Origin of the sequence: Mesorhizobium sp. M0601, assembly GCF_040320845.1 — a bacterium.
GTDB lineage: Bacteria > Pseudomonadota > Alphaproteobacteria > Rhizobiales > Rhizobiaceae > Mesorhizobium.
On record NZ_JAMYQK010000007.1, the window covers coordinates 97247 to 116658 of the forward strand.

At 61.9% G+C, this 19412-nt stretch carries 20 protein-coding genes and 1 tRNA gene; 10 read left to right on the plus strand and 11 right to left on the minus strand.

Going from position 1 to position 19412, the window contains the following annotated elements:
- Positions 1-60 precede the first annotated feature (60 nt).
- From NKI41_RS09880 to hflX, 3 genes are all read left to right on the plus strand, one after another.
- A complete protein-coding gene (locus NKI41_RS09880) occupies positions 61-924 on the plus strand; it encodes a D-amino-acid transaminase (protein ID WP_352682711.1) in 864 nt (287 codons plus the stop codon).
- A gap of 145 nt (positions 925-1069) precedes the next feature.
- Positions 1070-1315, plus strand: a complete 246-nt coding sequence (hfq, locus tag NKI41_RS09885) for an RNA chaperone Hfq (RefSeq protein WP_006202172.1) — start codon at positions 1070-1072, stop codon at positions 1313-1315.
- Positions 1316-2707: a GTPase HflX gene (gene hflX, locus NKI41_RS09890; RefSeq protein WP_352502925.1), complete on the plus strand. Its 1392-nt coding sequence runs from the start codon at positions 1316-1318 to the stop codon at positions 2705-2707.
- Positions 2708-2713: 6 nt separating this feature from the next.
- On the opposite strand, the gene mazG is transcribed toward hflX, so the two are convergent.
- The gene (gene mazG, locus NKI41_RS09895; RefSeq protein WP_352471848.1) at positions 2714-3538 is read right to left on the minus strand and encodes a nucleoside triphosphate pyrophosphohydrolase; all 825 of its coding nucleotides are present in this window, start codon (positions 3536-3538) and stop codon (positions 2714-2716) included.
- Positions 3539-3674: 136 nt separating this feature from the next.
- Positions 3675-4859: an amino acid aminotransferase gene (locus NKI41_RS09900; RefSeq protein ID WP_352682713.1), complete on the minus strand. Its 1185-nt coding sequence runs from the start codon at positions 4857-4859 to the stop codon at positions 3675-3677.
- Between the two features lie 218 nt (positions 4860-5077).
- Here NKI41_RS09900 and NKI41_RS09905 point away from each other — a divergent pair, with 218 nt between their 5' ends.
- The 4 genes from NKI41_RS09905 to NKI41_RS09920 are packed head-to-tail and all read left to right on the plus strand — an operon-like array spanning position 5078 to position 7700.
- Positions 5078-5611: a sigma-70 family RNA polymerase sigma factor gene (locus NKI41_RS09905; RefSeq protein WP_502896504.1), complete on the plus strand. Its 534-nt coding sequence runs from the start codon at positions 5078-5080 to the stop codon at positions 5609-5611.
- The gene (locus tag NKI41_RS09910) at positions 5608-6381 is read left to right on the plus strand and encodes an anti-sigma factor family protein (protein WP_352471852.1); all 774 of its coding nucleotides are present in this window, start codon (positions 5608-5610) and stop codon (positions 6379-6381) included. Before NKI41_RS09905 ends, NKI41_RS09910 begins: the two co-directional genes overlap by 4 nt.
- Positions 6382-6405: 24 nt before the next feature.
- Positions 6406-7113, plus strand: coding sequence for a Bax inhibitor-1/YccA family protein (locus tag NKI41_RS09915; protein ID WP_352682715.1), 708 nt, complete (start codon positions 6406-6408; stop codon positions 7111-7113).
- Positions 7114-7145: 32 nt separating this feature from the next.
- Positions 7146-7700: a DUF2076 domain-containing protein gene (locus NKI41_RS09920; protein ID WP_352682718.1), complete on the plus strand. Its 555-nt coding sequence runs from the start codon at positions 7146-7148 to the stop codon at positions 7698-7700.
- 102 nt (positions 7701-7802) lie between these two features.
- Here the strand turns inward: NKI41_RS09920 and NKI41_RS09925 are convergent, their stop codons facing one another.
- From NKI41_RS09925 to NKI41_RS09965, 9 genes are all read right to left on the minus strand, one after another.
- The gene (locus NKI41_RS09925; protein WP_352471855.1) at positions 7803-8393 is read right to left on the minus strand and encodes a hypothetical protein; all 591 of its coding nucleotides are present in this window, start codon (positions 8391-8393) and stop codon (positions 7803-7805) included.
- 204 nt (positions 8394-8597) lie between these two features.
- Complete coding sequence (locus NKI41_RS09930) at positions 8598-9416, minus strand: MBL fold metallo-hydrolase (RefSeq protein WP_352542013.1); 819 nt, start codon at positions 9414-9416, stop codon at positions 8598-8600.
- 3 nt (positions 9417-9419) lie between these two features.
- Positions 9420-10214 (minus strand): TatD family hydrolase, encoded by a 795-nt coding sequence (locus tag NKI41_RS09935; protein ID WP_352682720.1) that lies wholly within the window; start codon positions 10212-10214, stop codon positions 9420-9422.
- Positions 10214-11800, minus strand: coding sequence for a methionine--tRNA ligase (metG, locus tag NKI41_RS09940; RefSeq protein WP_352542029.1), 1587 nt, complete (start codon positions 11798-11800; stop codon positions 10214-10216). Before metG ends, NKI41_RS09935 begins: the two co-directional genes overlap by 1 nt.
- 122 nt (positions 11801-11922) lie before the next feature.
- A complete protein-coding gene (locus NKI41_RS09945; protein WP_352682722.1) occupies positions 11923-12978 on the minus strand; it encodes a DNA polymerase III subunit delta' in 1056 nt (351 codons plus the stop codon).
- The gene (gene tmk, locus NKI41_RS09950) at positions 12975-13649 is read right to left on the minus strand and encodes a dTMP kinase (protein WP_352682724.1); all 675 of its coding nucleotides are present in this window, start codon (positions 13647-13649) and stop codon (positions 12975-12977) included. The genes NKI41_RS09945 and tmk overlap by 4 nt, the downstream gene beginning before the upstream one ends.
- Positions 13650-13713: 64 nt before the next feature.
- Positions 13714-14874: a D-alanyl-D-alanine carboxypeptidase family protein gene (locus tag NKI41_RS09955; RefSeq protein WP_352471861.1), complete on the minus strand. Its 1161-nt coding sequence runs from the start codon at positions 14872-14874 to the stop codon at positions 13714-13716.
- 101 nt (positions 14875-14975) lie between these two features.
- Positions 14976-16199 carry a septal ring lytic transglycosylase RlpA family protein gene (locus NKI41_RS09960; protein ID WP_352682726.1) on the minus strand — a complete coding sequence of 408 codons (1224 nt, stop codon included), beginning with the start codon at positions 16197-16199 and terminating at the stop codon, positions 14976-14978.
- Positions 16200-16473: 274 nt separating this feature from the next.
- Positions 16474-17205: a hypothetical protein gene (locus NKI41_RS09965; protein WP_352448919.1), complete on the minus strand. Its 732-nt coding sequence runs from the start codon at positions 17203-17205 to the stop codon at positions 16474-16476.
- Between the two features lie 460 nt (positions 17206-17665).
- On the opposite strand from NKI41_RS09965, the gene NKI41_RS09970 reads away from it, so the two are divergent.
- From NKI41_RS09970 to NKI41_RS09980, 3 genes are all read left to right on the plus strand, one after another.
- Positions 17666-17755: transfer RNA gene (locus tag NKI41_RS09970), tRNA-Ser, on the plus strand.
- Positions 17756-18031: 276 nt separating this feature from the next.
- The gene (locus tag NKI41_RS09975; RefSeq protein WP_036238130.1) at positions 18032-18439 is read left to right on the plus strand and encodes a DUF930 domain-containing protein; all 408 of its coding nucleotides are present in this window, start codon (positions 18032-18034) and stop codon (positions 18437-18439) included.
- Between the two features lie 190 nt (positions 18440-18629).
- The gene (locus NKI41_RS09980; protein ID WP_352682728.1) at positions 18630-19289 is read left to right on the plus strand and encodes a TerC family protein; all 660 of its coding nucleotides are present in this window, start codon (positions 18630-18632) and stop codon (positions 19287-19289) included.
- The last annotated feature ends 123 nt before the right edge of the window (positions 19290-19412 follow it).

A 19412-nucleotide genomic window follows, 5' to 3' on the forward strand; every position in this document is an offset into this window, starting at 1 on the left:
TATCGGTTACGGCGATCTTGGAATCGCATAAGAAAGCTGGACTTCTCTCAGGGATTAGCCATGCCGCGCATTGCGTATGTGAACGGGCGCTACGTCGCTCACGCCGAAGCTTCCGTGCATATCGAGGACCGTGGCTATCAATTCGCCGACGGCGTCTACGAGGTCTGCGAGGTGGCACGAGGCTTCATCGTCGACATGCCGCGCCATCTCGCCCGATTGAACCGCTCACTTGCCGAACTCTCGATCGATTGGCCGATCACGCGCGGCGTGCTGCCGCTCGTCATGCGCGAGGTGGTGCGCCGCAACCATGTCGTCGACGGCCTGGTCTATGTCCAGGTGACACGCGGCGTCGCCAGCCGCGAGTTTTTCTTCCCGCCGGCGGAGACGAAGCCGTCGCTGGTGGTGACTGCCAAAAAAGCCGATCCTGCAGCTGCCGCGAAGCGGGCCGAGAGCGGGATCCGGGTTATCACAGTGCCGGAGAACCGGTGGGATCGGGTCGATATCAAGTCGGTCGGCCTGCTGCCGAACGTGCTGGCCAAGCAGAAAGCCAAGGAAGCCGGCGCTCAGGAGGCCTGGTTCGTCGATGTCGACGGCACCGTCAAGGAAGGTGGATCGTCGAACGCCTGGATCATCACCGGGGATGGCGTGCTGGTGACGCGGCCGGCCGAGCACGGCATCCTGCGCGGCATCACCCGTACGACGCTGTTCGACGTGGCCGCCAAGCTCGGCCTGACGATCGAGGAGCGCGGTTTTTCGGTGGCCGAAGCCAAGGCCGCGCGCGAGGTTTTCATCAGCTCCGCGACCACGATTGCCATGCCGGTGGTGGCGATCGATGGCGCTCCCGTCGCCAACGGCCACCCGGGCTCGATAACAGTTTCATTACGGCAGGCCTTTTTTGACGTTGCGGAAAAAAGTCCAGCCTGATAACCGCACAGATGGAATGAACATCAATATATCTCGTTCTGCTTGTCGTTACTGACGGCAAGATGGTGTTTGCGTGCTTGACATGTGCCGGCTAATTTGGCGCATTGGCCTGCAAACCGAAGGGGATCGGCGAAAGACAAGAACAATGGCGGAACGATCGCAAAATCTTCAGGACCTGTTCCTGAATTCAGTTCGCAAGAGCAAAAATCCACTCACCATCTTTCTCATCAACGGCGTGAAGCTGACCGGCGTGGTCACTTCGTTCGACAATTTCTGCGTTCTGCTGCGTCGCGACGGCCATTCCCAGCTTGTCTACAAGCACGCTATTTCCACGATCATGCCGAGCCAGCCGGTTCAGATGTTCGATGGTGAGGAAAGCCAGGGCGCCTGATTGGCACGTGAGAAAGACGCGGACCGCCGCGTTCGCGGAAAACCAGCACATCAGACCGGGACAGAGGCCAACGGCCCGACCCGGGCGGTGGTAATCGTGCCGGTGCTTACCCGGCAGCCGCGTGGCGACGACGACACCAACCGCCCCCGCCTGACCCGTTCCGCCGAGGCTCGTCGCGACGAGGCCGTCGGCCTCGCCAGCGCCATCGACCTCGACCTGGTCCACACGGCGGTGGTGACCGTCAACGATCCACGCCCGGCGACCTTGCTCGGCAGCGGCAAGGTGGCGGAGTTCGCTGAGATCGTCAAAGAGGGCCACGCGGAAGTGGTCATTGTCGATCATCCGCTGACCCCGGTACAGCAGCGCAACCTCGAAAAAGAGTTGAACGCCAAGGTGCTCGACCGCACCGGGCTGATCCTGGAGATTTTCGGCGAGCGCGCCCGCACCAAGGAAGGCACGCTGCAGGTCGATCTTGCCCATCTCAACTACCAGAAAGGCCGCCTTGTGCGGAGCTGGACCCACCTCGAGCGCCAGCGTGGCGGCGCCGGCTTTCTCGGCGGCCCTGGCGAGACCCAGATCGAGTCGGATCGGCGTGTGCTGCAGGACAAGATCACCAAGCTGAAGCACGAGCTCGAAACTGTGCGCCGCACCCGCGACCTGCACCGCGCCAAGCGCAAGAAGGTGCCATTTCCGGTAGTGGCGATCGTCGGCTACACCAATGCCGGCAAGTCGACTCTGTTCAACCGGCTGACCGGAGCAGGGGTGCTGGCCGAAGACATGCTGTTTGCCACGCTCGACCCGACGCTGCGCCGCGTGCGTCTGCCGCACGGCACGCCGATCATCCTTTCCGATACGGTCGGCTTCATTTCCGACCTGCCAACGCATCTGGTCGCGGCCTTCAGGGCGACGCTGGAGGAAGTGGTCGAGGCAGACCTCGTCATTCATCTGCGCGACATCTCCGATCCCGATACGGCCGCGCAGGCCGAAGATGTCGAGCGCATCCTTGCCGATCTCGGCGTCGATGCCCGCGATAGCAAGCGCGTCATCGAAGTATGGAACAAGATCGACCGGCTCGACGAGGGCAACCGGGCGCGGCTGCTTGCCGATGGTGCTGACGGCAAGAAGGCACCGCCGATCGCCATATCGGCGGTAACCGGCGAGGGCATCGATGCGCTGAAGGCGATCATCGAGACGATGATGTCGGGCGAACTGGAGACCTTCACCGTCACACTCAAGCCCGACCAACTCGGCGTCGTCGACTGGCTTTACCGCAACGGCGACATCATCTCGCGCGACGACAATGAGGATGGCAGCGTAACCGTCGCGCTTAAAGCTACACACAGCGCTCGGCAGGAGATCGAAAGCCGATTGCGCCGTCAAAACAACGGGTAGAGGCGGTTACTTCGCGCTTTTTGCCTGCTGCCAGAGCGCTTCCATCTCGTCCAGTGTCGCCTCTTCCAGGCTGTTTCCCGACGCTTGCAGCGTCCGCTCGACATAGTGGAAGCGCGACCGGAATTTTTCGTTGGTGCCGCTGAGTGCCGCTTCGGAATCAATTTTGAGGTGCCGGCCGAGATTGACGACCGCAAACAGCATGTCGCCGAACTCGTCCTTGATCGGCGCAGTGTCGCCTTTGGCCAGCGCCTCGCGTAGTTCGCCGATCTCCTCCTCGATCTTGTCGAGGATCGGCGCCGCCTCGCTCCAGTCGAAGCCGACGCGGGCGGCCTTTTCCTGCAGCTTGAGCGCCCGGGTCAGCGCGGGCAGGGCGACCGGCACGCTGTCGAGAAAGCCCTTGCCATGGTCTTCCGGGTCGAGCCCACGGGCGAGGCGCGCACTGCGCTTCTCCGCCTTTTCCTCTGCCTTGATCTTTTCCCACATGCCCTTGGCCATGCCGGCGCTGCGCGCCTTGTCGTCGCCGAAGACATGGGGGTGGCGGCGGATCATTTTTGTGGTGATGGCCAGGACCACATCGCCGAATGAAAATTCGCCGGCCTCCTCGGCCATTTGCGCGTGGTAGACCACTTGCAGCAGGAGATCGCCGAGTTCATCCCGCAGATCGTCCAGATCGCCACGCGCAATGGCGTCCGCCACTTCGTAGGCTTCCTCGATCGTGTACGGCGCGATTGTCGAAAAGTCCTGCTCGATATCCCACGGGCAGCCGGTTTCCGGCGCCCGCAGCGCTGCCATGATCTCGATCAGTCGGGAAATGTCTTTCGAGGGTTTCATCTGGGAAACGCTATCCTGTACACGGCTGTGCGGCCAACGGCTTCAGCCGGTGAGGGCGCCTTGTCCACAGACGGGCCGCCAGACCATGATACGAAAGTGGAAGCCGGTTTCCGGAAGATCCTAGTTAGCAAAAGCATCAGTCGAGCACGGAGACTATCGCCTTGGCGAGCGCATCCATGCCGTCCTCGGGCAGGCCGGCAACGTTGATGCGGCTGTCGCCGACCATATAGATGGCATGCTCGGCGCGCAGCCGCTCGACTTGCGCCTCCGACAGGCCAAGCCGGGAAAACATGCCGCGATGGCTGGCGACGAAATCGAAACGGTCGGAGTTGGACTGCCGCCGCAGCGCCTCGGCGAACTGGACGCGCAGCCGCAGCATGCGCAGCCGCATCTCTTCAAGCTCTGCCTCCCAGTCGGAACGCAATGCGGGGTCTTCAAGCACGATGCGCACCGCCGCCGCGCCGTGGTCCGGCGGCATCGAATACATGGCGCGCGCCGCCGACAGCATCTGGCCCATCGCCAAATCCGCCTGCGCGCCACCTTTCGCCATGATCAGCGCTGCACCGACTCGGTCGCGATAGACGGCAAAGTTCTTCGAGCAGCTGGAGGCAACGACCATTTCCGGAACTTTTGCCGCCAGAAGGCGCAAGCCGGCGGCATCCGCATCAAGTCCCTCGCCAAAGCCCTGATAGGCGATGTCGACAAAGGGCAGCAGGCCGCGCTCAACGACAAGATCGGCAATGGCAGCCCATTGCGAGATGTCTAGATTGGCGCCTGTCGGGTTATGGCAGCAGCCATGCAACAATACGACGTCGCCAGGATTCGCGGTTCTCAATGCATTCAGCATGTCGTCGAAGCGAACCGCACCAGAAGCAGCGTCGAAATAGGGATATTCGCGTATCTGCAGGCCAGCGGCGCGCATCACCGGCATGTGGTTCGGCCATGTCGGATCCGACAGCCAGACCATCGCGTCGGTGCGGGTCCTTTTCAGCAGCTCTGCTACCAGCCGCAGCGCGCCGGAGCCGCCTGGCGCCTGCGCCGCACGAATGCGCGTCATGTCGGCGGCTGGGCCGAACACCAACCTGGCCATCGCCGCGTTGAAGGCGGTATCGCCGGCAAGGCCGAGATAGGTCTTGGTATCCTGGCCCTGCAGCAGCCGCTTTTCGGCTTCGCGCACCGCGCGCATCACCGGCGTCTTGCCGTCGCGATCCTTATAGACGCCGACCCCAAGATCGACCTTGTCGGGACGCGGGTCGGCGCGATAGAGGCCGATCAAGGCCAGGATCTTGTCGGCAGGCGCGGGCTGGAGATTTTCGAACATCGATAAGGTTCCGTTGGCGGCGGAGTGATACGCAAACCGGCCGTGCTTTGCCAGCAGTTTCATATGCGCCAACTCGGCGCCGGTTTGCCTCGAAGGCGGCCGATACTATCTGGCGGGCGAGAGCGGGCCCGATATCTCCCAGGACGAGAACGCGGCGAGCCGTAAGAAAATTTCGGGGAGAGCGGGATTAACATCCCGACCTGCTCCGTAAACAGGACATGAAACGGCCGATGCCACGCTTCGATATTCTGGGACAGCTCGGTTCGCTGCGCCGCTATGCACGCTCGCTGACGCGCGACAGCGCCGATGCAGAGGATCTGGTGCATGATGCGCTGGTGCGTGCCTATGAGCGACGCGGCAGCTTCCGCTCCGGCGGAAATCTTCGCGTATGGCTGCTGTCGATCGTCCATAATGCATTCATCGACGGTCTGCGGTCCCGCAAATCCGAAGCAATGCGCATCGAACAGGCCGGCTATCTCGCCGAGGCGAATGTCCCGGCGCCGCAGGAACATTCGGTCCGTCTGGCGCAGGTGCGCGAAGCGTTTTTCGAATTGCCGGAGGAGCAGCGTTCGGCGTTGCATCTCGTCGCCATCGAGGGGCTTAGCTACAGCCAGGCCGCTGAGGTGAGTGGCGTGCCGCTTGGCACGCTGATGTCGCGCATCGGCAGGGCGCGTGCGGCCCTGCGCGAGATGGAGGACGCGGTGCCGGCACGCGCGAAAGGCCATCTGAAGATCGTCGGAGGTGGATCATGAACCAACTGCGCGATCCCGTCACCGACACTGATCTCGACGCCTATGTCGACGATCAGCTGGACGTGGCTCGTCGCATCGAGGTCGAGGCGTTCCTTTCGGCCCGCCCGGACGCGGCCGCGCGGGTGATGTCCGACTTACGGATGCGTGACGAATTGCGCGTGGCGCTTGCCGGATCGAAAGGCATGGCGCGGCCCGCGACGGCCGATGCTGCACGGCGGCTGGAGCGGGGATTGGCGCGCGGCCGCGTCCTTGGTGCTTTGCAGCGAGCTGCGGCAGTTGCTGTCTTCGTCGCTGCCGGCTGGCTTGCGAACGGGCTCATCGGACCGATATCGGTGACGGAAGTCGTCGCTTCGACCCATCCGCCGGCCTATGTGGAGGACGCGGTCCGGGCGCACCGCACGACGCTCGTGCGCGAGGCGATGTCGTCGCAACCCGAAGCACCCGGCTACAATGCCGACGAAATCCGCGCCGCGACGGCGATCGTGATGCCATCGCTGCCGGCGGACTGGACGGTCCGTGACGTGCAGATCTATCCATCGCAATTCGGACCGAGCGTCGAGATGGCTGTCGAGACGAAAGAGATGGGGCTGGTCTCGTTGTTCGCGATCAGGCCCGGAACATTCGACGTCGTCAAGCCGACCGTCGTTCCCTCGGGCGAAGTTTCCTCGGCTTATTTCCAGATCGGCGAGGTCGCCTACGCGGTCGTCGGACGCAGCGATGTCGGCGGTCTCGATCGCACGGCCGAAGCCCTCGCCAAAACGCTTTACTGATCGACCTGCAAGAAGGAGAACCACATGAACAATCTCGGATATATCGGGGCCGGAGCCCGAGCCGGAGCCGTCTACGATGAAGGCCTGCGCCGGCACATGCTGCGCGTCTATAACTATATGGGCCTTGGCCTCGTCGTTACGGGCGTGATCGCGTTCGTGGTGGCTTCCACGCCCGCTCTTTACGTGCCGATCTTCTCCACACCGCTGAAATGGGTGGTGATGCTGGCCCCGCTGGCCTTTGTGCTCTTGTTCTCGTTTCGGATGCAGGCGATGTCGGCAGCCGGCGCCCAGGCGATGTTCTGGGCATTCTGCGCGGTCATGGGCCTGTCGCTGGCTTCCGTGTTCCTGGTCTTTACCGGCACCAGCATCGCACGCACCTTCTTCATCGCCGCCACCATGTTCGGCGCGACCAGCCTTTACGGGTACACGACCAAACGCGACCTGACGCAGTTTTCGTCGTTCCTGATCATGGGCCTGATCGGCGTGGTGATCGCCAGCATCATCAATATCTTCCTGGGCTCGACCGCGCTCCAATTCGCGATCTCTGTGATCGGCATCGCCGTCTTCATCGGCCTCACCGCCTGGGATACCCAGACGATCAAGGAGCAGTATGCGGAAAACTTCGGCGCGGAATCACAGCAGAAACTCGCTGTCTTCGGTGCATTCTCGCTCTATCTGAACTTCATCAACATCTTCCAACTGCTGTTGAACTTCACCGGCGAGCGCGAATAGCCGGCGTTGAACCAAGACCGGAGTTGGACATCATGGACAGAAACGATCAGCAAGCGATCGGACAGCTCTTCGAGAAGTTGGCAAGCGCCGAGCGCCAGGCGCCCCCGCGCGATGCCGAAGCAGAGCGCTTCATCCAGGACCAGATCACCCAGCAGCCTGGGGCGCCATATTACATGGCCCAGACGATCGTGGTGCAGGAGCAGGCCCTGAACGCAGCTCAGGCGCGCATAGAAGAACTGGAGGAGCAGGCGCGGCAGCCGGCCGGCGGTGGACCGCTCAGCGGCTTCTTCGGCCGCAGCGACGGCAGGCGCTCAGGCTCGGTTCCGCGGGTAGGGCGCACCGCCTCCGTTGCAACTGAAGGGCCGCAGGACACGCCACAGCGGGCAGGCGGCGGTTTTCTTGCCGGCGCCGCGCAGACCGCGATGGGCGTGGCGGGCGGCGTGCTGCTCGGCAACGCGATCGCCGGCGTGTTTGGCGGCAGCGAAGCGAAGGCAGCTGAACAGCCGACGCCGCAGCCGGACGAAGCCGATCAGGCAGGCGATGCCAGCTCCGACAATGGCGGTGACTTCGGTGATATGGAGTTCTGATGAGCGACCCAGACTGTGCCTGTACCGGCGCTGGGGACGATTGCGGGTAAGCATAGGCGAGATGGCGAGGGCAACATCCGGGAAGCGAGCCCTCGCCGGCGGCTAATAACCCAGGCGCTTCAGTTCAGCCTTGACCGCTGCGATCGTCTTGAAGCGGAAGTGCTTCGTTGTGCCGTCGCGCCAATGGCAGTCGCATGTGGCGTCGAACTTCCGGCTCGCTTTCAATTGAGTCAGCGCCTTCTGGCCTGGCTTGGGGCCATCGAAGATGCGAACTTCGTAGAGCGTCCCTTCGACATCGTAGTGCATCTGAGCCCAGGAAAGTATCACGATCAGTTCCTTTGCCGGGTCGTGGTCGGCGTTGGCGAGGCCGAGCGCGATGTCCGGTGTGTCGCCCTCTTGTTCACCGAGCGTGACCTGGATTGCGCGATATCTGTTGTCAGCTAGCCGTTGCAGCGCGACGAGCGGGCGTTCCGGATATTCCTCGGCGGTCTGGTAATCGACGAAGAGTGTCTGGAGGCCGTTCCAGCTCACGGCTGTGGTGTGCGGATCAGCATTGTCGGCGAACCCAACAACACGTTTGGCGAAAGCCAGGTCGTTCTCGCCTGGCGTACGACTGACATCCTGAGCTCGCGCATCGGTGAGCGCGCAGGCGAGGGTGAGGGCAAGACCTGCAAGCAGCGGAAGCGTCTTCATGATTCGCAATCCTAGCATGCCCGTTGCCCCACAGCGCTGTTGCGAATGTCTAAGAGTGAACGGTCTAATCTCGCCGCCAACGGATGCTATAGCCTTTAGTCGCATAAGATAGATTATGGAACTGGCGTAGCCGATTGGATGTGGCGTGAAGATAGCACTCCGCGAGATCCAAACCCGCGAACCCAGCCGTAAAAACCTCGCCCTTCACGCTGATTCGTAAGGGATTTCGATCGTCATGCCGTCATAAGCAGGCTCGACGTTGGCCGGCGTCTCGGCCATTACCGTGGCGTAGTCGAGCGGAACATGCATATGCGTCAGCACCGCGTTCTTCGGCGCCAGTCCTTCGATCCAGCCAAGCGCCTGGCCAAGCGACAGATGGCTCGGATGGACGGTGTATTGCAGCGCGTCGATGACCAGCATGTCCAGCCCGCGCAAACGCTTGGCGGTCGCCTCCGGAAAGTCGCTGACGTCAGGGCAATAGGCCAGCCCGCCGATGCGGAAACCCAGCGAGGTGATGTCGCCATGGAGCTGCAGCAGCGGTTCGAGGGTGAGGGCGCCGCCCTCGCCTGCGATCACCACCGGCCTGTGGTGGTCGATGATATGGGCGTTGACGATCGGCGGATACGAACTGCCTTGCGGTGTTTCGAAACAGTAGCGGAACGCCTCGCGTAGGCGCAGCATGGTAGCCTGATCCGCATGGATGTCGATCCGGTGGCGCTGCTCGAGCACGAAGCCGCGCAGATCGTCGATGCCGTGGATATGGTCGGCATGCGGATGTGTATAGACCACCGCATCGATGCGCTTGACGGATGCCAGCAGCATCTGCTCGCGGAAATCCGGGCCGGTGTCGATGACGACCGTGGTCCGGGCGCCATTCGCCGCGATCCGCTCGACGAGCGCTGCGGTGCGCGTGCGCCGGTTCCGGGGGTTCGCGGGATCGCAATTGCCCCAGTCGCCGGTGATGCGTGGCGTGCCCGGCGATGAGCCGCAGCCGAGGACGGTAAGACGTAGCCGGTCGCTCATGCGTCAGGCGCCCGGCGCGCTCGGGCGCGGCATTTTCCTGAACAGCCGGAAGAAATTATCCGTGGTGATATTAGCGATCTCGGCCTCGCTGAAGCCGATCGTCTCCGCCAGCACCTTGGCTGTATACGCGACATAGGCGGGCTCATTACGCTTGCCGCGAAACGGGATCGGCGCAAGGTATGGCGCGTCGGTTTCGACCAGCAGACGGTCGCGCGGCACATCGGCGGCGACGGCGCGCAGCTCGGCGGAGTTCTTGAAGGTCAGGATACCGGAAAACGAGACGTAGCCGCCGAGCGCCACGCCGATCTCGGCCAGCCGACGCCCCGACGAAAAACAGTGCAGGATGAAGGGGAAGGCGCCCTTCCCCGTTTCTTCTTCGAGGATATCAGCCATGTCGTCGTCGGCGTCGCGCGAATGGATGACCAGCGGCAGACCGGTCACGCGCGCCGCGGCGATATGGGTGCGAAAGCCCTGCGCCTGTGCGTCGCGCGGCGCATGATCGTAGAAATAGTCGAGTCCGGCCTCGCCGATCGCCACCACTTTGCGATGAGCAGAGAGCCGCACCAGATCATCGACAGTGACGTCAAGCTCTTCGGCCGCATTATGCGGATGGGTGCCGACCGAGCAATAGACCTCATCGAAAGTCGCTGCAATCTCAAGCACTTGGTTAAATCGCTTCACCCTCGTCGAGATCGTCACCATTCGGCCGATGCCGGCCGCTAGGGCGCGGGCGACAATGGCCGCCCGCTCTTCGGCGAAATCCGGAAAGTCGAGGTGGCAGTGACTGTCGACCAGCATCAGGCGCTTGTACCCGTTTGCTCGACATAGCGTGGAAATACCGGTTCCGGCGCCGGCAGCGGCGTACCGGATACCAGCGAATGGCCTTCCGCGACATGCTCGAAATTACGGCTGCCGGCCGGCACCGCCAAAAGGTCTAGCAGCTTTGCCGCCGACTGCGGAATGAAGGGCTGGCACAGCAACCCGACACGCCGGATCACCTCAGCGGTCGTCCACAGTACCGTTTCCATGCGCGCCGGATCGGTCTTCTTCAGTGCCCATGGCTCCTGCCCGGCGAAATAGCGGTTGGCTTCGGCCACCACGCCAAAGATCGCCGCCAGAGCAAAGTGGATGCCCTGGTCGGCCATCGTCCTGCGCGCCGTGACAAGGGCGGTATCTGCCTGATCGAGGATCGCTTTGTCGGCATTGCTCAATTCGCCGCGCTTAGGCACCACGCCGCCGCAGTTCTTGGCGATCATGGACAGCGAGCGCTGCGCCAGATTGCCGAGATCGTTGGCGAGGTCGGCATTGGTGCGGTTGACGATTGCATCATGGCTGTAGCTGCCGTCCTGGCCGAACGGCACTTCGCGCATGAAGAAATAGCGCACTTGGTCGAGGCCGTAGTGCTCGATCATCGCGAACGGGTCGACGACATTGCCGACCGACTTCGACATCTTCTCGCCACGGTTGAACAGAAAACCATGCGCAAACACGCGCTTCGGCAATTCGATGCCGGCCGACATCAGGAATGCCGGCCAGTAGACCGCGTGGAAGCGGATGATATCCTTGCCGATGACGTGGACGTTCGCCGGCCAGAAAGACCATCTCTCATTGGTCGGATCCGGATAACCGGCGGCGGTGATGTAATTGGTTAGGGCATCGACCCAGACATACATCACATGCTTCTCATCGCCGGGCACCGGCACGCCCCATTTGAATGTGGTGCGCGAGATCGACAGATCCTTCAGGCCGGATTTGACAAAGCTGATGATTTCATTGCGCCGCTCCGCCGGTCCGACGAACTCGGGGCTGTTCTCATAGAGCGCGAGCAGTCTGTCCTGATAGGCGGAAAGGCGGAAGAAATAGCTCTCTTCCTCGGTCCATTCGACAGGCGAGCCGAGCGGTTCGCGGCGCACGCCGTCGTCACCGACCTTGGTTTCGGCCTCGTCGAAATAGGCTTCCTGCCGCACCGAATACCAGCCACTGTAGCGGTCGAGGTAGATGTCGCCATTCTCAGCCATGCGCGTCCAGATCGCCTGGCAGGCCTTGTAATGACGCTCTTCGGTGGTGCGGATGAAAACGTCGTTCGAGCAACCGGTCGCTTCGAGCATCGAGCGGAAGATCGCCGAGTTGCGATCGGCAAGCGCTTTCGGCGTCAGGCCTTCGGCGTCCGCCGTCTGCTGCATCTTCAAACCGTGCTCGTCGGTTCCCGAGACGAAGAAGACGTCCTTGCCATCGAGCCGCTGGAAGCGGGCCAGCGTGTCGCTGGCGATGACATTGTAGGCATGGCCGATATGCGGCTTGCCGTTCGGATAGAAAATCGGCGTCGTGACGTAGTATTTTTCGCGTGCCATGGATGAGCCGTCATGAATGTCTGAATGAAAGATGTCGCGGTGAGATATCGCATCGAAACGGCAATTGCCATCCGACGCCAATGTGGTGGCTTCGAAGTTCCTGCGATTGATTGGGAATCAATACTCAGGGGCTTCAAAAGCCACGCCAGCGGCCGTCACATTCGCATTGCAGAATTCAGGCGGTCGATCATGGTCAGGGCGTGCTGCTTTTTGTCGAGGTTGTAGGTCTCGGTTTCAGATATAGCGTTCAAAGCCGCGTGCCAAGTATCCGACAGCGTTTTGGCTCGCGCGAGATCGCCGGCGAGCGCGGCCTGGCTGGCGCCGGCCGACAGCAGATCAAGCGCGCGGCGATTGAATATCTCGAACGGGATCGCCTGGTCGCGGCCGGCGACCGCCTCGGCAAGACGGTAGGCCGCCGCGACATCTAACTTCTTGGACATCACCAGAGCGTCGAGGGTGGCGGCGATTTCGAGCCCGCCATACTGCGTCAACAGGATCGCATTGCGCGCGCTGCCCCCTGACCGCTCCGCCAGCGCCGCGCGCGCCGCAGGATCCTCCGGTGGCGGCGGCTCGATGCCCTCCAGAACCGTCATCAAGCTCTCGGCATCGAGCGGCGCCAACCGCACCATCTGGCAGCGCGACCTGATCGTCGGCAGCAGACTGCCCGGCGCATGGACGATGAGGATGAATAAGGTGCGCGCGGGTGGCTCTTCAAGATTCTTCAGCAAGGCATTGGCAGCATTGGTGTTCATGTCGTCGGCGGGATCGACGATAACCACCCGGTAGCTGCCGTCGTGCGAGGTCAGCGACAGAAAACGGCTGACCTTGCGGATTTCGTCGACCGTGACCACTGTCTTGAAGCTCTTGGTCTTGTCGTTCACCGGGCGTGTAAGATGCAGCACCGAAGGATGCGCGCCGGTGGCGATCTGTCGAAACAGCGACGAAGCCGGATCTGGAACGGCAAGGCTTTCCGGCGCCTGCTCGAAGGCCGGGTGCTTCAACAGATGATGCGCCAGGTGAAAGGCCAGCGTCGCCTTGCCGATGCCAACCGGTCCGGCAAAGATCAGTGCGTGCGGCAGCTTTCCCGAGCGGTAAGCGGTGGCGAGCATGTTGGCCGCCTGCAGGTGACCGACAAGACGCGGCGTCTCGGATGGCTCGGGCACCCCGTCCAGCGTGTCGTGCTGTTCGGGCGCGATGCGTTCGAAAATCATGCTGGCGCCGCCTGCCTTCTTTGCGCCGGCATCATCCTCTCGAGAGCCGCGAAGACCGCGGCGGTAACGACATCCTCCACCGCATCTAGGTCGGCTGAGGCATCGACGACAACGCAGCGTTCGGGTTCAGCTGAGGCGATCGCGAGAAACGCCTCGCGCCGGCGTTGGTGGATGGCCAATGTTTCTTTCTCGAAGCGGTCCGGTCCGTTACTGCTGCCCCGCCGGGCGGTAGCGCGCCTCAGGCCCTCGGCCGGGTCGATGTCGAAGATCAGTGTCATGTCCGGCATCATGCCGTTGATGGCGACCTTCTCCAATGCGTCCATGAATGCCGGGTCGAGGCCGCCGGTGACGCCCTGGTAGACGCGCGAGGAATCCATGAAACGATCGCAAAGTACGACCGAACCGCGCTCGACTGCCGGCCGGATGACCTGTTCGACATGGTCGGAACGCGCAGCGGCGAAAAGCAGAGCTTCCATCTTGGGGCCGAACGGCTCGGCTGCGCCTGAAAGCAGGACATGCCTGACCGCCTCCGCGCCCGGCGAGCCACCCGGCTCACGTGTCACCAGCACATCGTATTTCTTGGCGCGCATCTTCTTTGCCAGCCGCTCGATCTGCGTCGACTTGCCTGCTCCTTCGCCGCCTTCAAAAGTGATGAAAAATCCGCGCGCCAAAGCCTTTGTCCATACTTCGGGGACCGTATAGTCCCGGCGGAAAAAAAGGTCCACCGCGACGGTGCTAACGCAGCCAGCCGACGGCCAGTTCCTTGGCGGCGTCGAGCGCGCGCTGCGGAAGCGAACCGACACCGATCGACTCGGCGGCAAACAGCGGCGTCTCCTGGCTCAGCGTATCGCCGATCCAGACGCGCAGCGTACCCACCGGCTGCCCCTCCTCCACCGGCGCTGCCACCGGTCCGTCATAGACGATCCTGGCGGTGAGCTTGTCGCGGTTGGTGATCGGCAGGAAGATCTGCACCGGTCCTTTTGCCTTTAACGCGACACCGGACTTGGCACCGCCAAAGACCTGGGCTTCGCCAACCACTTCGTCCTTGGCGAATACTTCAGTCTTCTCGAAGGAGCGAACGCCCCAGTCGAGCAGCTTTCGCGCTTCCTCAGCCCGCTCACGGTCGTTTGCCAGACCGCTCATCGCCGCGATCACCCTTGTGCCGTTGTGGCTGACCGAGCCGACAATGCCGAACCCGGATTGCTCGCTGGCACCGACCGCGAGCCCGTCGGCGCCTATGTCCATGGCCAGTAGCGGATTGCGGTTCCTCTGGGAAATCTTGTTCCAGGTAAAATCCTTCTGGCCGTAATAGCGATAGAGATCCGGGTAGTTGCGCCAGATATGCAGCGCCAGAAGCGCGAGTTCGCGAACGCTCGTTTGCTGCCCATCGGCCGGCAGACCGGTGGAATTGACGAAAGTCGATTTCTGCAAGCCGATCTGGCGGGCACGCCCGGTCATCTGCGCCGCGAAGTTTGCTTCGGACCCGGCCATCCCTTCAGCGATGACGATACAGCCGTCATTGGCCGCCTGCACGGTCACGCCCTGGATCAGGTCTTCCAGCCGGATCGTCGACTTGAGCTTGGCGAACATGGTCGATGTCCCCGAAGGAGCGCCGCCTTTGCGCCAGGCGTTCTCGCTCACCACGAAGGTGTCATCGAGCGTCATGCGCCCTGATTTGATGGCGTCGAAAGCCACTTCCATCGTCATCAGCTTGGCCAGCGAGGCCGGCGGGATCAACCTGTCGGCGTCCTTGGAAAACAGCACGGTTCCGGTTTCGGCATCGATCATGAAGGCCTGGGCGGCCTTGGTCTCGAAAAGCTGAGCTGAGGCCTGCGCAAGCGAGAGCAGCAGCAGGCCGAGCGCCACAAGCCCGGTGAAAGGGTGAAAAGATTTCATCAGGTTCGACCAGTGAGCCGGCGCTTTTGCAAGTTGGCAGAAGCTATCAGGCTTTTGCCTGGCGGATCAATCGCGCGCGAAAAAACCAGGCAGCCCCGAACTCAGTTGCGTACCGCAAGCGCATCCGGCGCACCATGCGACCACGCTGCCTGCAGCATCTCGTCCAGGCTGCCACGACCGTTGGCAAAGAGGTTGACCGAGTACCAGTCCTTGCCTTCAAGTTCCGAGCGCTGGATTTCGGTCTTGCCGAAGCTGGAAAGCTGGGCCGCCACACGCTCCGCTTCGGCGGCATTCTCGAATGAACCCGCCGCGACATAGGCGGTGGGCGACCCGGCTGGAGGGGCTTGCCGCTTCCACGGTTGAAGAAGCTCGGCGGACGACATGCCGGTGCGATCCAGCCCGGCAAACGCGTTAGAGGCGCGCTGCACGCGCTCGTCGGCGTAAGACAGCGACGCCATGGTGAACGGCGATTGCGCCGGCAGGTTGATCTCCGGACGCTCCGGCACGATCGGGCCGAAATCGGGCAGTACAATGTCTCCCGAAGCAGATGCTTGCACCGCCATGACAGGCCGTGCATCGGATCCCTGCCCGGAATTCGTCAGCTGACCGGGGAACGGCAAGGCAGCAGCGCTCACCGGCAGGCTTGGCGACGGCCCATTCATCGCGACCATGACGCCGCTGGGCAGAGCGTCCGACGGATCCGGCGCCCTGTCGCCTGGACGATACGAAGCCACCAGATACTGCCCGTCATTGCCTTCGAGCGGCGCACGGCCGACATATTCAACCTTCACCTCGGCCGTACCGACATTGGCATAATCGAGCATTTCAGCAGCGCGCTTCGACACATCGATGATGCGTCCATCATGATAGGGCCCGCGGTCGTTGACGCGCACGATCACCGAGCTGCCGGTCTTCATGTTGGTGACCCGCGCATAGCTCGGCAGCGGCATGGTCGGATGCGCCGCCGTCAGATCTGCCATGTCGTAGACTTCGCCGTTGGCCGTCAACCGGCCGTGGAAGGCCTCACCGTACCAGGATGCGAGGCCAACCTTGGCGTAACGTTTGTCTTCCTTCGGATAATACCACTTGCCGCGCACCTGATAGGGCTTGCCGAGCTGGTCGCGTCCGCGAGACGTCTTGAACATGACGCGCGGGCTGGCTTTCACGCCGTATTCGGCTTCGGAAAAATATTCCTTGGAGCGAGGTTTCTTGTTGACCATCGCCTTTTGCTGCGGCCCGGCACATGCTGCAAGAAAGGCTGCCGACAAGGCCAACAGCGCGAAAGCGGAAGCGCGACGAAGACGCGGGCGCGCCGTGGTCTGCATATTTTGATTGTCCCCTATAGCATCGACGAAGGCACCGCAGCATGAACGTCAGCGATGCCAAAGCACCCACTCCAGAAACGCCGGCGACGCCCTACCCCAATCCTTTTTGTGCGCAGGAATTGTTTATCACCGTATTAACCGATTGTGGTCGGAACCGGGCGAGATTGTGGCACGGACCGCTTCGCTGATCGGCATGAAAATCATCGCTTATCGATCAGAAACGCTCGTTGGTGGCGCACTTTGCCCCTGGCTTGGCGTGGCTGCGAGCGCAGATTCAGGGACCGAAGATCACAAGTTCGGTGAACGTCAGATCTCCAGGTGCGGGTGGTCTGGGACCTTTGAAGTATTTCAGCCCCTTGTTGGGGCGGTACCATCCCACCAAGCCTGGAATCGGCTCCTTGGCGTCGACAAAGCAAACCAGGATTCCGCTTCGCAAGAGAAAGCGCCCCATCGCGCCGGCGCAGCGGCCCAAATCCGCAAGCGAGCGGCAATAGATGACCTGATGGCATCGGATAACACCGTGCAACATTCGGCGCGGCATCAACACCAGGGGGAACGCTACTCCGTCGCAAATGCAGATCAACGACAGGCAGCCCAGCGCGGCGTGTTCCGAGAGTATGTATCTCTCACTCTCGGGCAGCATCGCCAATTCCGGGAGATCGGGACGCACTTCGACCACGCGACATGACCGCTGCGCCGAACTTAAAGCCGGCAAGAAGGTAAATTGTCCGCTGGAGAAGAGCCGAAAGCCGAGCGCCCGGTTGGCTTTCAATGTCGCTTGTGCAGGCGAAATGTTCGTGTAGGTCACGTCCTTCCGCTTGAGAACCGCCGCAACCAACATGGCGCCATAGGGACGGAAATCTGCATCGACTGACCAGCTTGAAAGATTGCAGCGAATTTCCTCGCTCTCCGACCCGTGATAGCGAGCATAAAGGGTGAGCACGACGCCGACGATCCGACCGGCATGCTCCAAAGCGAAGCCATATTGTGGGAACTCGGCAACCACAGGCCGCTGCGACAAGCGGGTCAGAGCGTGTATCCAGTAACTCCGATTACGCGCCGGAAAGCCCCTGCACAGGCAATCAACCACTCCCTCCCAGTCGGTTTCGCGGACTGGTCTACAGCGAAGACCGGGCGGGAGAGCGCCAAGTACGGCCAAAATCAACTCCAGAATACGATTTACTTACATGTGCCTAATGCGCTCCACATATCAGCGCTCAACGATTAATAGTCCGTGCGGGTTTTAAAAACGATTTTCCACACTCAGCACAAACACAGCTCGCCATGACGCTGCTCACCGCCCTGGATCGCGCCGAAAGGTGCGGCCGCCACGGTTGACTTGGCGCTGAATGCGGCTTTACAGGAATGGAGCGCGAACCGGTCGGGGAACGTCCTGGTGCCTATCCGGTACCGACAGCTCGAACCCGCTCCTCTCGCGATATCCTAAGTGATTGAAAAATCACCTTGGAGGGATGGCCGAGCGGTTTAAGGCACCGGTCTTGAAAACCGGCGTGGGTGCAAGCCCACCGTGGGTTCGAATCCCACTCCCTCCGCCATATCCGTCTTCAATCCTGCAGGCATGACGTCGAGTTTTCCGCTCGTCGGATTCTCGACTGCCTGGGTTTAACAGGCCGGTCCGCTTCGGGGGGGAACCGCCGCTCTGCCCCATGCAGCGCGCCACCTCTCGCGTCGCTGAGATGCGACAGGTGCTGATCGTGGCAACGATACCAAAGTACCGGTGACACCATTGCGTAATCAACAACCTGCCACAAAGCGAAGACTGTCGCCCGCCGCGCAGCCGCGCTTCGTCGGGTTGATTTCTCCGCCCGAATATGATGCTTCTCCCGCCCATGAATAAACTATTTTCTGCGGTCCTCGCATGGACGATAGTGGCTTGGCCGGCCAGCGCAATGGACAGCGCATTGCGCGCCGGCCTGCTGAAACTCGATCCGCAAACCCGGCTGGAGCAGCGATGCGACGCCGAAATTCTCGACCGGATTACCCGCGACGACCACAAATACAAAGCCGATCGTGTCGTCGCCTACGCTTTTGCGACGCCCGAAATGGGCGCCGATGCGATCAAGAGCCCGGGTGCTGCGTTTCGCAGCAAGGGACAGTGGTACCGGCTGAAATTCAAATGCGAAACAGCGCCGGACCATATGGAAGTCCTGCAGCTCCGCTATCGGATCGGTGATGAAATTCCGGAAAGCGACTGGCCCAAATACAATCTCTATAACTAGGCATTCGCGACCTGTGGCCGCATTTTGCCGGTGTTCGGGCCGATCGTCGCAAACTCTGTATATTGCCGCAATAACGGGCGGTTTGCCGACCTTGTTCCAACCAGTCCCTTGACGCGCAGGAACCATACACGTTAGGCCCTCCAGGCATTCGACGCGAACGGTCGGCCAACCAGCAAGGGACTTCCAGTCGATGGAAATTTTCACTGCCGCGGGCTTCTCTGCCCTGCTCCAGGTCATCGCCATCGACCTCGTGCTTGCAGGCGATAACGCCATCGTCATCGGCTTGGCCGCGGCGGGCTTGCCGGTCGAGCAGCGCAAGAGAGCGATTCTCATCGGCGTGGTGGCGGCGACGGTGCTGCGTATCGGTTTTGCTGCGATCACCGTCACCCTGTTACAGATTGTCGGCCTGCTGCTGGCCGGCGGCATCTTGCTGCTGTGGGTGTGCTGGAAAATGTATCGCGAGCTGCGCACGTCGTATGCCGACGAGGTGGAGGCGACCGAAGCGCTGTCCAATTCCGATATCAACAGCGATGATATGGTGGCCGGCAAGGCGCGCAAGAAGACCTTGGGTCAGGCGGCATTGCAGATCGTCATCGCCGACGTGTCGATGTCGCTCGACAACGTACTGGCGGTCGCCGGCGCGGCGCGCGATCACTTCCAGGTGCTGGTGATCGGCCTCGTCCTGTCGATCGCGCTGATGGGCCTTGCCGCGAGCTTTATCGCCAAGCTGCTGCACCGCCATCGCTGGATCGCCTATATCGGCCTTTTGATCATCTTCTATGTCGCACTCGATATGATCTATCGAGGCGCTGTGGAAGTATTGCCGCATGTCAGCAGTGCGATGAGCTGACGCATCGACTCGAACTCGCATCGGCCGGGCCTTTCAGCTTCGGCGACGCTGGCGGTTGCGTTTCGCCGCAGCCGCCGCCCATACCAATGCCGCGACAAGTGTGGTACTGCGCCGCCAATCCTG